14 protein-coding genes and 1 riboswitch are annotated in these 14,693 nt (G+C 48.4%); of the genes, 5 read left to right on the top strand and 9 right to left on the bottom strand.

Annotation, left to right across the window (positions count from 1 at the left end; all coding sequences use genetic code 11):
- Positions 1-6: 6 nt before the first annotated feature.
- Positions 7-486 (bottom strand): MarR family winged helix-turn-helix transcriptional regulator, encoded by a 480-nt coding sequence (locus tag KIU71_RS14595; protein ID WP_214132029.1) that lies wholly within the window; start codon positions 484-486, stop codon positions 7-9.
- 412 nt (positions 487-898) lie between these two features.
- On the opposite strand from KIU71_RS14595, the gene putP reads away from it, so the two are divergent.
- Genes putP through KIU71_RS14580 form a run of 3 tightly spaced genes read left to right on the top strand, consistent with a single transcriptional unit; the run spans position 899 to position 4,762 of the window.
- Positions 899-2,398: a sodium/proline symporter PutP gene (putP, locus tag KIU71_RS14590; RefSeq protein WP_214132028.1), complete on the top strand. Its 1,500-nt coding sequence runs from the start codon at positions 899-901 to the stop codon at positions 2,396-2,398.
- A gap of 16 nt (positions 2,399-2,414) precedes the next feature.
- Positions 2,415-3,518, top strand: a complete 1,104-nt coding sequence (gene proB / locus KIU71_RS14585) for a glutamate 5-kinase (protein ID WP_214132027.1) — start codon at positions 2,415-2,417, stop codon at positions 3,516-3,518.
- The gene (locus tag KIU71_RS14580; RefSeq protein ID WP_214132026.1) at positions 3,515-4,762 is read left to right on the top strand and encodes a glutamate-5-semialdehyde dehydrogenase; all 1,248 of its coding nucleotides are present in this window, start codon (positions 3,515-3,517) and stop codon (positions 4,760-4,762) included. The genes proB and KIU71_RS14580 overlap by 4 nt, the downstream gene beginning before the upstream one ends.
- A 237-nt stretch (positions 4,763-4,999) precedes the next feature.
- On the opposite strand, the gene KIU71_RS14575 is transcribed toward KIU71_RS14580, so the two are convergent.
- The 4 genes from KIU71_RS14575 to KIU71_RS14560 all read right to left on the bottom strand — a co-directional run bounded on the left by KIU71_RS14575 (position 5,000) and on the right by KIU71_RS14560 (position 8,410).
- Entirely contained in the window at positions 5,000-5,851 is an 852-nt protein-coding gene (locus KIU71_RS14575) for a putative RNA methyltransferase (RefSeq protein WP_250207528.1), read from the bottom strand.
- 65 nt (positions 5,852-5,916) lie between these two features.
- Positions 5,917-6,477, bottom strand: coding sequence for a GNAT family N-acetyltransferase (locus KIU71_RS14570; protein WP_250207527.1), 561 nt, complete (start codon positions 6,475-6,477; stop codon positions 5,917-5,919).
- A gap of 1 nt (position 6,478) precedes the next feature.
- The gene (moaA, locus tag KIU71_RS14565) at positions 6,479-7,447 is read right to left on the bottom strand and encodes a GTP 3',8-cyclase MoaA (RefSeq protein WP_214132025.1); all 969 of its coding nucleotides are present in this window, start codon (positions 7,445-7,447) and stop codon (positions 6,479-6,481) included.
- Positions 7,437-7,593, bottom strand: a riboswitch (molybdenum cofactor riboswitch). It overlaps the preceding gene by 11 nt.
- 22 nt (positions 7,594-7,615) lie before the next feature.
- Positions 7,616-8,410, bottom strand: a complete 795-nt coding sequence (locus tag KIU71_RS14560; RefSeq protein ID WP_214132024.1) for a tellurite resistance TerB family protein — start codon at positions 8,408-8,410, stop codon at positions 7,616-7,618.
- A 258-nt stretch (positions 8,411-8,668) separates the two neighbouring features.
- Between KIU71_RS14560 and KIU71_RS14555 the strand changes: the two genes are divergently transcribed.
- Both KIU71_RS14555 and KIU71_RS14550 read left to right on the top strand, forming a co-directional pair.
- Positions 8,669-8,938, top strand: coding sequence for a hypothetical protein (locus tag KIU71_RS14555; protein ID WP_214132023.1), 270 nt, complete (start codon positions 8,669-8,671; stop codon positions 8,936-8,938).
- 158 nt (positions 8,939-9,096) lie between these two features.
- On the top strand, positions 9,097-10,881 hold the full coding sequence (locus KIU71_RS14550; protein WP_214132022.1) for an ABCB family ABC transporter ATP-binding protein/permease: 1,785 nt from the start codon (positions 9,097-9,099) through the stop codon (positions 10,879-10,881).
- On the opposite strand, the gene KIU71_RS14545 is transcribed toward KIU71_RS14550, so the two are convergent.
- Genes KIU71_RS14545 through KIU71_RS14530 form a run of 4 tightly spaced genes read right to left on the bottom strand, consistent with a single transcriptional unit; the run spans position 10,878 to position 14,524 of the window.
- Positions 10,878-12,224, bottom strand: coding sequence for a class II 3-deoxy-7-phosphoheptulonate synthase (locus tag KIU71_RS14545; RefSeq protein ID WP_214132021.1), 1,347 nt, complete (start codon positions 12,222-12,224; stop codon positions 10,878-10,880). The genes KIU71_RS14550 and KIU71_RS14545 overlap by 4 nt on opposite strands.
- 51 nt (positions 12,225-12,275) lie before the next feature.
- Complete coding sequence (locus KIU71_RS14540; RefSeq protein ID WP_214132020.1) at positions 12,276-13,055, bottom strand: ATP-binding cassette domain-containing protein; 780 nt, start codon at positions 13,053-13,055, stop codon at positions 12,276-12,278.
- A gap of 19 nt (positions 13,056-13,074) precedes the next feature.
- Positions 13,075-14,055, bottom strand: coding sequence for a FecCD family ABC transporter permease (locus KIU71_RS14535; RefSeq protein ID WP_250207526.1), 981 nt, complete (start codon positions 14,053-14,055; stop codon positions 13,075-13,077).
- 4 nt (positions 14,056-14,059) lie between these two features.
- Complete coding sequence (locus KIU71_RS14530; protein WP_214132018.1) at positions 14,060-14,524, bottom strand: low molecular weight protein-tyrosine-phosphatase; 465 nt, start codon at positions 14,522-14,524, stop codon at positions 14,060-14,062.
- Between the last annotated feature and the right edge of the window lie 169 nt (positions 14,525-14,693).

Genomic DNA, 14,693 nt, shown 5'->3' with positions numbered 1-14,693 from the left:
GAGAAGTTAGTAGGCGCGAGTTTGTATTGAGCCCACCTGCAACAAGGGTGATGCGTCCAGTTCATCAGCATCCATCATATTGGCGACTCGCTGCATTGAGGCGATTATCATGGTTTGCTCCCATTGCTCAAGATGCTCAAAGCGACGGATAAAATGTGCTTGCAATGGCTGGGGCGATTCAAGCAAGGCACTTTCACCCTGTGCTGTCAGGTGCAACATCACCTTGCGCTTATCTTCTTTCGAACGTTCTCTGGTGACGAACCCCCGGCTTTCCAAGCGGTCAAGAATGCTGGTCACGGTTGCCGAGCTTAAATTGATGGCGTCGGCGATGTGAGATGCCAACACACCATCCGTTGCTTGGATCTGGTGAAGCACCAGAAGTTGCGGGCTGGTTAACCCGGTTTCTTTGCTGAGCTTTTTTGAATATAGATCGATCGCTCGGATGACGCGCCTCAGCGACACCAATAAGTCATTACATTGTTCCATCGTTTACTATTCCTCTTACGCTTTCAAGCACCGGCATTTTTGCTGCCATTATCGAAGTGTCAATTCATTCGTTTAGCTTTATTGCGTTACCACACCAATGAATAAACCCGCGCTCACTCACCGAAACACTAACGACGGCTAATTTACATCACTTCCGCCGCATATTTATTTCAAGACTAAACATTTTAACCCTAATTACTTTTATAGCGTAAAACATTCTGTGCGCATTTAACAGCCCAAGCTCATTAAACCCATGTTAATTAGATGTAAATTATTGTTTTTTAGTACTGAAACTTGATCAATCAGCATAAAATAAGGCACAATATGATTCGTACACTAATTATTAGTTTTGAATTTAATAAGCGTCACTTCTTTTCTGATCAAGTGAGCGCACTAAGGGGTTTGTTTACGCATGGATACATTGCAGTGGATATCAATCGCGACATATTTTATCGCCATGCTTGGTATTGGTTTGTTTGCGTATAAGACGTCAACAAGCGATATGTCCGGTTATATTCTCGGTGGCCGCAAAGTTAGTCCACAAGTGACTGCGCTCTCCGCGGGCGCATCAGACATGAGTGGTTGGATGTTGATGGGCTTGCCGGGCGCTATGTTCATTGCGGGTTATGAAACTATCTATATTGCTTTGGGCTTATTGTTGGGTGCGCTACTGAATTATCTACTTGTCGCACCAAAACTGCGAGTCTACACGGAGGTTGCTCACGATTCTTTGACCGTACCTGAGTTTTTTGCCAATCGTTTCGATGGAAATAATCAGAATGTACGGATTGTATCAGCCGTTATCATCGTGATGTTTTTCACCCTGTATACGTCTGCCGGTTTAGTCGCCGGCGGTAAGCTGTTTGAATCGGCGTTCGGTATAGATTATCACCTTGGTCTCGTTATCACGCTGGGTGTCGTTGTGTGCTATACGTTATTAGGCGGTTTTTTAGCGGTGAGCATGACCGACTTCGTTCAGGGCTGCATTATGTTTATTGCCCTTGTGCTCGTGCCCATTGTCGCTTATCAGAATTTTGATAGTTTTGGGCAGATGAACGAATTCGCAACGCAAACGATACCCACGTTCTCGAACAGTCTTGAGACGGTAACCGCGTTGGGCATCGTATCCAGTTTGGCGTGGGGTTTGGGTTATTTTGGTCAACCCCACATTATTGTGCGCTTTATGGCGATCCGCTCCGTGAAAGCGGTGGCAACGGCCAGAAATATCGGCATGAGCTGGATGCTTGTAACGATTATCGGTGCATTGGGCACCGGATTGGTTGGCGTTGCTTATGCGAACAAGTTTAATTTTCCGGTCGCTGATCCAGAAACGATTTTCATCATCTTTTCTGAGATTTTATTCCACCCGCTGATCAGTGGTTTTTTAATGGCTGCTATTTTGGCAGCAATCATGAGCACAATCTCTTCGCAGCTATTGGTTTCAGCGAGTTCGCTGACTGAAGATTTGTATCTTGTGTTTAACAAGAATAAAGAAAATGCTGCGGATAAATCCGTGTTGATTGGTCGACTTGGCGTTGCCGGTGTCGCCATTGTCGCGCTGTTGCTGTCGTTAGATAGCGATAACAGCATCCTTAACCTAGTCAGCAACGCGTGGGCTGGTTTCGGTGCTGCTTTTGGTCCTCTAGTACTGTTTAGTTTGTATAAATCCAACCTGACGCACAATGCCGCAATCGCAGGCATTATTTCTGGCGCAGTCACCGTTTTATTCTGGATTTATGCACCGGTACTCGCCGATGGCGCGTCACTGAGCAGCATTGTGTATGAAATCGTACCCGGCTTTATTATAAGCAGTATCGCCATAGTCGTGGTCAGCGCCATTGATAAGGCGCCTTCGCCCGAAACACAAAAATTATTTAATCGTACACATAAAATTTTGTCACAGAATTCATAAACTAACCGAGGTTATTGTGGAAAGAAACAACTGGAAACGCATCGTTATTAAGTGCGGCAGTGCATTGATTGCACCAGAGAAGAACGGCTGTAGTAGCCACTATTTGTTGAGCATCGCGCATTTTATTTTGCGCTGTAGAGAAAAAGGGATTGAAGTTGTTCTGGTCTCTTCAGGCTCTGTCGCTGCTGGCGCGCATTTATTTGCTGAGCAAGAGAGAACATTGCCGATCAAGAAGGCAATGGCTGCTGCCGGTCAAACTGAGATGATCGCCACGTGGGATAAACTGTTTGATTTCGCCACTGCGCAGATCCTGCTCACTCACGCTGATTTGCGTGATCGTGAACGTTACGTGAGTGTTCGCACCACCATTGATAAGCTCGTGGAGTCTGGCATCTTGCCGATTGTCAACGAAAACGACACCATCACCACCGACAAATTAAAGGTGGGTGACAACGATAACTTGTCTGCCATGGTGGCGGCTGCGTGCGATGCAGACGCGCTAATTATTTGTTCTGATGTAGATGGTTTATACGATAAAAACCCACATAAGCATGATGACGCAAAATTACTCGACTCCATAACGCATATCGATCAAAGTATTTACGATATGGCAGGTGGTGCAGTGAGTGATGTGGGCACGGGCGGCATGAAAACTAAAATTCAGGCTGCCGAAAAAGCGGTTTCACACGGAATTGATACCTTCATTATTAATGGATTTACAGAGTTGTCTTTTAACCAACTGCTTGCGGGCAATAATCCTGGTACGCACTTTAAACCCCACGCTGCGCCAATGAACGAGCATCAGCATTGGATGACACACACGTCAAACGCGCAGGGTGAGTTGGTTGTGGATGATGACTTCGACTCGGCGCTAACCGAAGAAGGTGAAGAACTTACTGGCGCGAGTATTATTGAAGTTAACGGACAATTCAACGTCGGCGACACAGTGTTAGTGCGCAAAGACGACGGTACGAAGTTGGCCAAAGCAAAGTCGAACTACAGTAGCTGTTTGCTCAATTTTATTGCTGAACAGCCCGACAAAAAGTTCGCAGACGATTTTCAGGATACCACTGGGCCAATATTATCAGTTAAGAATATCGCAATTTTGGAGAAGCAATGAGTTTGATTACGGAAATTTCAGCATCAGCCGCCAAAGCGGCTCAAACGCTCGCTGTGCTCGATGAATCAGCAAAAAACGCAGTATTGCGTGACATGGCAACCGCGCTACGAAACAACAAAGATGCCATTGTAGAGGCGAATAAGTTCGACCTTGCCGAAGCGGAGAAAAACAATTTGGCCGCATCAATGGTTGACCGCTTAACGCTCAATGACGAGCGTATTGAAGCCATGGCTGAAGGGATAGAAACCATTATCTCGTTAGACGACCCTGTCGGCACTGAGCGCGATCTCGGCACGCGCCCCAATGGCATCAAAATCAGTAAAATGCGTGTACCACTGGGTGTAGTTTGTATGATTTATGAAGCTCGCCCGAACGTGACCGCTGACGCCGGCGCACTGTGCTTTAAGTCTGGCAATGCGGTTATCTTGCGTGGTGGTAAAGAAGCGCTGAAAAGTAGCCTTGCTATTGCAGAACTTTTACAAGGTGTATTGAAAGAACACAAGTTGCCTGAAGCGCTTATCTCGGTGATCCCCGACCCTGATCGCAGCCACATGATGGAACTGATGGAACAACGCGATTACATTGACGTGATCATCCCACGTGGCGGTGAAGGCCTGATCAATTTCGTGACTGACAACAGTAAAGTACCTGTTATCCAGCACTTTAAAGGTGTGTGTCATTTGTATGTTGATAAAGAGGCGGACCTCGACAAAGCGTTGGATATCCTCGAAAACGGAAAAACGCAACGCACCGGTGTGTGTAATGCGCTGGAAGGCCTGATTGTGCACAAAGACGTCGCAGATACGTTCCTTCCAATGGCAGCCGACATGCTGGGCAAACATAATGTAACGATCAATGCCTGCGGAAAATCTGCCAGCTATTTCAAAAATGCACATACGTTGCAGGAGGACGAGTTTGGCGAAGAATATCTTGACCTTGAAATCGCCGTGCGCACCGTGGATGATTTTGATGCTGCACTTGAGCATATTCACCGTTTTGGGAGTAACCATACTGAGGTTATCGTGACCGAAAATACCGACGCCGCACGAAAATTCCAGCGCGCCGTCGACGCTTCGGTGGTCATGGTCAACGCGTCTTCGCGTTTCTCCGACGGCAGCCAATTAGGACTAGGTGCCGAAATTGGTATTGCTACCACCAAACTGCATGCTTATGGCCCTATGGGATTAGAGTCACTGACGACTGAAAAATATCTTGTCGCAGGCACAGGACAAATAAGAGCGTAAGCAGCTCTAATTTTATGTAAACATGTAAAAACGCGGCTTGTCAGCCGCGTTTTTTTATCTGCGTTAACACTCGCTACATGTCGCCATAACGATAATCATCATGCGTGTCATACCCGTTTGAATTCGGGATTAGCAACTCCGCCTGACGACGCTAAAACTTGATAGGAAATTTATCTCCTTTAGTAGAGCGTGTTGACCTTTGCGGGTATTCTTATTTCGATTTGAGATCCACGAAGTTTATTGAGCAACCGATTTAGGTTTGTACACACGTACACTGAAATCAGCGCCTACGAGCGACAACGTTTTCAGCAAACGCTGTTTCTTGGTTTCCGATATCTGCCAGTAAAACGGAGTCATCATTAATAAGTTCTCACGCTGCTCAGCCGTTGCAAGTGTGAAGTCAAAAGCGACTTGGCGGTGCGCGATCTGTTCAAACCCTTCTGGCGCCGCGTCTGTTTGTGTGTGTAGCTCGGGTTGATCGTACACACTCGCTTTTAGCGCATACAAATGACGCTCGCCCGGCTCTGCGACCAGCCACACGCCATCGTCAGTTAAAATCCGCCTAATTTCCGCCGGGCTACTGGGCGCAAACACTTGCACAACACCCTGTTGACTGCTGGCAGGTAACGGAATGTTAAAACAGCTCGCGACGGCAAATGCCCCGACTTTATGGTGCTTAGCGGCTTTTTGTACCGCCGGTTTTGAGATGTCGATACCCTGTAAACTGTATTCAATGCTTTCGCGATCCAGGCGTTTTGCGATTTCACCCAAGTAATACCCTTCGCCACACCCGGCATCAAACAGTCGTAGCGGTTTTGGCGCTAAGTTAATCAACAGTTCTGACAGCGTATCCGCGAGCGGTTGATAATAGCCCGCTTGGAGAAAAGCACGACGTGCCATGATCATGTCATTGTTATCACCCGGCGCTTTGCTGTTGCGCTGCTGAGCGAGTAGCAGGTTGACATAACCTTGTTTAGCAACATCATAACAATGACCGTTCTCACAGCGCCATTGTCGTTGTGACAAGTGCAGCGGAGTTCGGCAGGCAGGGCATTGCCACACAGGCTGTTCAGGAACGAACGAGTTCATAAGCTCATTAAGACGGTGATATAGGGTGAACTTGCACTAGCCGCTTAGAGTAGCACGCTCTGTGATCAATGCTCAATGGAATAGGTATCGAGCTGCATGTCTCCTAATGGGTCACGATGCAGGCCACGAGAAATGAAGCGCATACCCAATTTCTTCATAATGGCTATGGACGCGCTGTTCTGCGGTAAAGCTACCGCACTGAACTGCCGGTATCCATGCAGGTCGTTCAGGCTTTTCATGATATGTGCAGCAGCCTCTGTTGCGAAACCCTTACCCCAGGCAGCGCGCTTAAATCGCCAGCCCAATTCAATGTCGATGTCACGCAAGCACTGAGACGAGTCGAACAGTTTGTGTTCGTCAAAGAAACCCATGGGCCTTACCAATACCCAGCCGATAAAATCCTCTGTATCAGTACTAAAACAGCCCCATAAGCCCCAGCCTTTCGCGGAGTTTATATACGCAGCGAGGCGCGGCGAAAATACAGTCGTTATGTCGCTCCACGACGTCGGCTTGCCGCCTGAAATAAACCGCATAACCTCGGGATCCTGATCCAAACGATATAATAAGTCGGCGTCTGCAAAAGGTTTTAACATGCGAAAAGTGAGTCGGCTCGATGGTGTGATCAAATTAGCCTCCAATCATTGCGAGATGCTGGGTTGCACCGGTAAAGCCGGCATCTAAATAGTGACTGGCCTGCTTATCTCCCAGCAACTGCTCGAGCTGAGAGGCAAGTGCGTCAACGTCGCCCGCACGAATGGTATCTCGCAGGTCTAGGCCCTGCTCGGCGAACAAGCACAAGTGTAATTTTCCCGTTGCTGATAGCCTTAAACGATTACAGCTGGCACAAAAATCTTTGCTGTAAGGCATGATCAGCCCAATTCGACCCGCAGATTCAGTATGATAGAATTCTTCGGCTGGCCCTGCGGCTTTGTCACGCAGAAAAGGTAGCCAACCATCCTCTAGCAGACGGGCCTTAATGGGCTGGCCCGACACATGTTCGCGGTCAAAAAGACGCTGATTATCGCCAGTTTGCATTAATTCAATAAATCGAAGCGTGATCGGCAGAGCTTTTATCCACGCCAGAAAACGCTGTAATGCTGAGTGGTTAATGGTCTTCATCAAAACCACATTGACCTTCACTTTTATTCCCAGACTCAAGGCTCTATCAATACCGCGTAAAATCTGAGGAAGGTGATTGTGCCCAGTGATCGCATTAAACATTTTGGGATCAAGACTATCGATACTGATATTGACCGAATCCAAACCACAGTCCGCCCAGGTATCCACTGATTTTTCCAATGAAAAGCCATTGGTTGTCATTCCGATATGATGAATGTCTGGGTGAGCATGGATACGCTGAATAATGTCTGGCACGTCTTTGCGTAGACTGGGCTCGCCGCCCGTCAGCCGGATTTTATGCGTACCTAAACTGGCAAAGGCGCCGACAACGGTTTCAATCTCCGCGGGTGACAGAAAGCCACTCGGCTTGCCACCTTGGTAACCATCAGGCAGGCAGTAATCGCACCGATAATTGCACACATCAGTGATGGACAGGCGCAGATAATGAAATCGACGCCCAAATGAATCGTTCAACACATTAAACACCTTTCCAAGTTAAAGCTTTCGCTTTGGTGGGAGGCTGCTTAATTTCTCAGGCAACCCTCGCAAGGACACACTACCTTGCTGGCCTGCACACCCTATTTAGTTAACGTAGGTGAGCAGGCTCGGAGTTCGAATTTTGCGCTGACCACTATAGCGTGGGCGTCAGGTGCTTTGCAATTGTTGATGTATGTTGCTCACCAGTTCATTCGGCAGACAGAGTTGATTGGCCAACGCATCTAGGTATTCCGCCGAAGCGGGTTGCTGCAAATCGATTGCACTGGCGCTTGCCGCGTACACTTCGATGCCAGATTGTGCATCAGGTACCTGATTAATCAGTTCTGCGAGGTTGAGCGGCTTGCGCAACTCATCGAATAGTAGCGCTTTTTCGTTGACGGACAAATCCAGTTGGTCAACCTGCTCGAAAATACGCTGACGCTCGCTTTCATCAATGTGTCCGTCAGCATAGGCGGCGGCAATCATAGCGCGCATGAGCAGCATTTGTCCCGATTCATTGTCCTCAACCACTTCATCAAAAGACTGCTGGTTCAAGCGCGCCGGGGTAAAGTCAAACTGCTGAGCAGGGCTTTGCTGTCGATGGTCGGGCTGGTTAACACCCCTGCGGCGTGGGTCGGGTGTGTAAGTGTCAGACGATAAACGCCCGGAGGTTGAGTACGTACCGGGGTCAGGAATATCTCGTTGGTTTGCGTGATGCGGGTGTGCCTGAGATGTTGGTGATGGTTGACCTTGCTGCTGATTCTGCGAGTACTGTTGATAGGCTTTCCAAGCTAAGCCACCTACCGCAGCCAACGCACCGTATTTCACGACTTTGCCACCAACCTTGCGACCCTTCTTACTGGCGACCATACTGGTTAAGCCTCCGCCGGCAACGCCGCCTAGAAATCCGCTGAGCGCACCCGTTTTAGATAAGCCACCGACCAATTTTTGTAAGTCTCGCATGAACACCTCCAATTATTTTCACACTACCATAGGGTATTTTATCATCAGTGAATACCCGGAGTTTGTTACAAGATTCTTCGAGAAAGCTGATCTATTAAAATAGTCGTAACCGGTGATCGTTGATCTCTGTCCTTTCAGGCAGTGTTAGCACACTCCCATTTTAATTTAGCATACAGACTGCATGCACTAAGCATACTTCGCGTAGGCACGCGGGCGGCCGGACATATCGATAATTGAAAGGAGAGAACAATGGGATGTATGAATATGGAACCCGACTATAACAAATACTCAAATCAGGAATTGCTTGAGGCTCTTGAAAGTATTGATGAGATCAAATATTTTGATAGAGCTAAAAACATAATGCTGCTTTATTTGAAGAGCGAACAAATTAAAGTCGACGAATTACGGGATAGATACAAAGTCGGAGAAGTGTCAGCGTTGAGCGACGTAATGACTTTCCCGATTTCGCTGTATGGCAATGACAAAGAAATGTCAGAAAAGATTCATTATATTTTGCAGAATATGTGAACTGAGACCAGCCTGCAGGCACATTAATCTAACACTCAGAACCTAGATATGGATACTCGGAAATAGCCCAAATTGCTAGATGGAATTATGTCTAACCTAATTTATGGCATACTACCCCCACGAGTCACACCATCAATTATCAAGACCACAGGAATCTAATGCGCGGTTCTCGCACTTTCAACGACGAAGATAAACCAGTCAACTGGCATGTGTTTAAAAAGTTGTGGCCTTACCTGCTTGAATTTCAGCGCCGCGTTTGGCTCGCATTGTTTTTTTTAGTCGCCGCTAAGCTCGCCAGTATCGGGCTTCCGTTTGTGCTCAAACATATTGTTGATGATCTCAATATGGAAAGTACTGAAGAGCAGTTGTTGGTTATTCCAATAGCGCTGATCATTGCTTACGGGGCCCTACGACTTGCCAATGTATTGTTCGGTGAAATACGCGACACCTTGTTTGGTCGCGTCACCGAAAGAGCCATGCGTCGACTGGGTATGACAGTTTTCAAACACCTGCACAGTCTTGAGCTTGATTTTCATCTTAACCGCAAAACCGGCGGTTTGTCGCGTGATATGGAGCGCGGCACCAGTGGCATTAGTTTTCTGATGCGGTTTATGGTGTTTAACATTGGCCCAACTCTGCTCGAGATTGTATTGGTTGTGGGGATCCTATTTGTGAGTTACGGCGTTCAATTTGCAGCGGTCATCCTTACGGCTGTTGTGCTGTATGTCCTGTTTTCCGTCAAAGCGACCAATTGGCGTACACGATATGTTCGCGAACTAAATCGTGCCGACAATACCGCCAACACGCGAGCAGTGGATAGCTTACTCAACTATGAAACGGTTAAATATTTCAATAACGAACATTATGAAGCCACACGCTATGACAGCAACTTAGCCGACTGGGAAAACGCTCGGCGTAAAAACAGATTGTCGCTTCTGGCGCTGAATGGCGGTCAGAATTTGATTATTGCTGTCGCGATGACCAGCATGTTAGCGATGGCTGCGTTTAATGTGGCCGATGGCAGTATGACAATTGGTGATTTCGTGTTGATTAACGCTTTTACTATGCAAATCTTCATGCCGCTTAATTTCCTAGGCTTTGTGTATCGAGAAATACGCGGTTCATTAGCCAACATTGAAAACTTATTCGAGCTTCTTGATAAAGCGCCTACCGTCACGGACAAACCTCATGCCGCTGCGCTGACCGTACAGAATGGCAGTATCGAATTTGACAACGTGACCTTCGGTTACCAAGCCAACCGCACGATTATTAAGGGTGTGTCGTTTACTGTCAGAGCCGGTTCAAAAGTAGCAGTTGTGGGCGAAAGTGGTTCAGGCAAATCAACACTGGTCAAGCTGCTGTTCCGCTTCTATGACCCAACCAGCGGTGTGGTTCGGATTGATGGACAATCAATACATGAAGCCACGCAGGCGTCCGTACGCAAACACATAGGCATTGTGCCGCAAGATACTGTTCTGTTTAATGACAGTATTGTTGAAAATATTCGCTATGGACGACCGGATGCGAGTGACGCTGAGGTCGATGAGGCGATCCAGTTAGCACACTTACAGCGTTTTATTGAGTCATTGCCGGAAAAAGGCGACACGCAAGTGGGTGAGCGTGGTTTGAAGTTATCCGGTGGCGAAAAACAACGTGTTGCTATTGCCCGCACGATTCTTAAACGCCCGCCTATCATGGTTTTTGACGAGGCCACATCATCGCTTGATTCTCAATCAGAGCAAGCGATACTCGGTGCCCTGCGCGATATCGCCAAAGGCCACACCAGTCTGATGATAGCGCACAGGCTATCCACCATCGTCGATGCAGACACGATTATCGTATTGGATAAGGGTGTGATCGTAGAGCAAGGCAATCACGCAGACTTGATTGCCAGACAAGGCCACTACGCTGCCTTGTGGGCAGCGCAGCAGAAGCAGGATTAACGACCTTTTTTAAGGTGATCAGCCACGAGGAATGCCATTTCAAGCACTTGATCGGCGTTGAGGCGCGGATCACACTGAGTCTGATACGCCTGTGCCAAGTCATCATCACTGATTTTGTATGCGCCGCCAGTACATTCAGTCACGTGCTGGCCGGTCATCTCAAGATGGATGCCGCCAGCGTGCGTACCTTCAGACTCGTGCGCCGCAAAGAACTGCTGGATCTCTTTCAGTATCGCATCAAAATCACGGGTTTTATAACCACTACTGGCCTTAAAAGTATTGCCGTGCATGGGGTCTGAACTCCACACAACGTGCCGCCCTTCCTGTTTGACACGACGCAGTAGCGCGGGCAGTTTTTCCGCTAAATTATCCGCGCCCATACGGGTGATCAACGTCAGTCGACCGGGATCATTTAACGGATTAAGCGCGTCAATCAGTTCAATGAGTTCGTCACCTTGCATGCTAGGGCCGATTTTGACACCAATCGGATTGTGAATGCCTCGGAAAAATTCGATATGTGCATGGTCGAGCTGGCGGGTTCGTTCACCAATCCATACCATATGTGCACTACAATCATAAGGTTTACCCGTGAGGGTATCGATGCGCGTCAGCGCTTGCTCATAGTTGAGTAACAAAGCTTCATGCGAGGTAAACAAAGAAGTCTCGTGTAACGTGCCGCTATTGTTGGCATTGATGCCAATAACATCCATAAACTCCAGCGTGTCTTGAATGCGCACAGCCATGTCATGATAACGTTCTTTCAGTGGATTGTTTTCCACAAACGCCATGTTCCAGCGATTAACCTGATGTAAATCCGCCAGCCCGCCTTGCGCGAACGCGCGCAACAAGTTTAACGTTGAGGCACTGCGATGGTAAGCATCAAATAAGCGATTCGGATCAGGTCTACGTGCCTCAGGCGTGAATTCAAAACTATTGATAATATCACCGCGATAGCTGGGTAACGTGACGCCATTGATGGTTTCTTCATCCGATGAACGCGGCTTGGCATATTGCCCCGCCATGCGCGCCACCTTAGTCACAGGGCAACGACCAGCAAACGTCAGCACGATAGCCATTTGCAGTAGTACCTTAAACGTATCGCGGATCTTAGGCGCGTTGAACTCATCAAATGACTCAGCGCAATCACCGCCCTGTAGCAAAAAGCCCTTGCCCAAACTGACATCGCTAAGCTGTTTACGCAGTTGTCGGGTCTCTTCGGCAAAAACCAGCGGCGGATAAGTCGACAGTTTTTGCTCCACAGAGGCAAGATGCACTTGGTCATCGTAACGAGGTTGTTGCAGTATCGGTTTTTTGCGCCAGCTATCAGGCCGCCATTCGCTCATTGAGGGTGTTCCATCCAAATTATGTCAAGCATGAGAGCCTACCACAGACTGCTAAGGCTTGTTGACTACCGGAAGCAAGAATTCGTATGCATTTTCGGAATAAATCAGATGAAAATCACACTTTAGCGTGGTCTTCAGGTTGTTGGGCGTCAGTACACTTTTGCTTTGACCACTGGCAATCATCTGACCGTTAAGGAGCAGTGCGACATGTGAGGCGTGATGATAACTGGTGTTCACATCGTGGCAGCTCATGACGACCACATTGCCCTGCGCGACAAGACGCGATAGTAATTGGAGTAGACACTGCTGGTGCGCAACGTCCAGGCTCTGTAGCGGTTCGTCTAATAACAAGACCCCTTCACCGCGCTGAATGGCTGGCCAAATCTGTAGCAAACAGCGCGCGATGTGCACGCGTTGCTGTTCACCGCCGGAAAGTTGTAAAAGTGACTGCGCAAGTAGCGGCGACAGTTCCAGCGCATCTTCAATCTCCGCAGGGATACGTGCCACTTCGGTGTAAAAGTGCAATATTTCAGCAACTGTCAGGTCAAACTGGCAGCTGACCTGTTGGGAAAGAAAACAGCGCGACGTAGCTAACTGTGCCAAAGAGTATTGACGCAGATCGACATTATTAAGTTTAATTTGCCCCTCAGTGCCGTTGTTGAGCAACCCAGCCATCGCCAGTAACAAGGTGGTTTTTCCAGCACCGTTTTCGCCCACTACATGAACACACTGCCCGCTTCGCACTGTAAAAGAAATATCCTGCAGACGATTGTCACATTGCACGTTCTCTAGCGCGAGGCAAGGAGGCTTGTAAGATGGATTCATTGTCATGGCCCGTTAACCTCTCATATCAGGCTGAGAGGCGAAATTGACCGCGCATCAGCACGAGGATAAATAATGGGCCACCGATGGTTGCGGTTAGCATGGATACGGGTAGCGTAGTCACTGCCCAGCTTTCCGACGCAAGCGCAATGAGTAGCATTAACAGGCTTCCGCACAAACCCGCCGCAGGCACAATGAGCCGATTATTGTAGCCCAATAATAACCGTAACAGATGAGGCACTAACAACCCGACGAACGCAATCGAGCCGGCCAGTGACACCGCACCGCCCACCGCAATGGCGCACGCCAGTAGTAAACGTTTGTTCAGTGTAGAAACATTGGTTCCGGCGGCGCGTGCAGCATCCGTACCGAGATAGAGCCGATTGAGATGCGAAAGGTTGCTTAAAATATATATCAGTGCTGCGCTGATCAGTGGCACAGCAACCACCAATAATGCGGCATCCGCCTGATGCAAACTCCCCATCAACCAAAAGGTTAAATTCCTCAGCGCTTGAGCATCAGCAAAATAGTACAACCACGCGATTATCGCACCACACACCGTCGAGATAGCGATACCTGCAAGGATCACGGCGACCGGCGATGCTGGCATTCGCTGCGCTACGCGATAAATCAGTAGCGTCGAAAACAAAGCCCCCATGAAACACGCTAGAGGCAACACATAGTTCAAATAGGCCAGTTGCCCGGCGATGCCAGTGAGAAGTACAAGCGCAGCCATCAAACTTGCACCACTGCTAATACCAATAATACCCGGGTCGGCCAGCGGGTTGTTCAATAGGACTTGCAGACAGGCTGCGCTGGCTGACAAGGCAAACCCCACCAACATGGCGTTGATCACCAGCGGCAAGGTGAGCTGTAAAAAAACATGCTGACGCAGTGACGCATCATCGATATCGCTGCCCACTGCGGCAAATATGGCAAGGGTAGTAACCCCGATCGCTCCACCCAGCAACAACAATATGCGCGGGGATGACACAGAACGTCGCCGCAACACCCTACTCCCTCAGTTTAGCCAGCAGTCCGTCAGATGATTGTTCTATGAGATCCAACACTAAGTCAAAGCCGCGCTTTCCGCCGTAGTAGGGATCGGGTACTTCATCAAATTCGCTATCTGCAAAATTGAGAAACAAATGCAGTTTATGTTGATGTTCTGGCGGGCAACGCTCTTTTAAATTCTGCATGTTTTCATGGTCCATACAGACGATGTAATCAAACTTTTCATAATCGCTGTCATCCACACGACGACAGGCTAAGCCGGAAAAGTCATAACCGCGCGACGTGCCAGCGTCTTGCGAGCGTTTATCTGGCGCTTTGCCGATGTGATAGCCATGCGTTCCTGCAGAATCAATATGAACCTCAACGCCCAACGCTTTCGCTTTATGGCGAAACACAGCTTCCGCCGTGGGCGATCGACAAATGTTGCCCAAGCAGACAAAAAGTACGGACACCGGTGAAGGCATAAAGAGCTGTCCTTGTAGAAGAGAATCGACGAAGATTACCGCCATTCTATAGGCTATGAGAATTTGTGCAACGCACAATCGGTGTCTTGATGATCATGCTCGATTGATTGTTTTCACTGCCTCGCTGGCGCTATAATACTCCGCAAATTCGTTTAATTAACAGGGAATT

This window comes from Alteromonas oceanisediminis, assembly GCF_018474025.1.
In the GTDB taxonomy this organism is placed as follows: domain Bacteria; phylum Pseudomonadota; class Gammaproteobacteria; order Enterobacterales; family Alteromonadaceae; genus Alteromonas_E; species Alteromonas_E oceanisediminis.
This window is presented reverse-complemented; position numbering and strand designations above follow the sequence as displayed.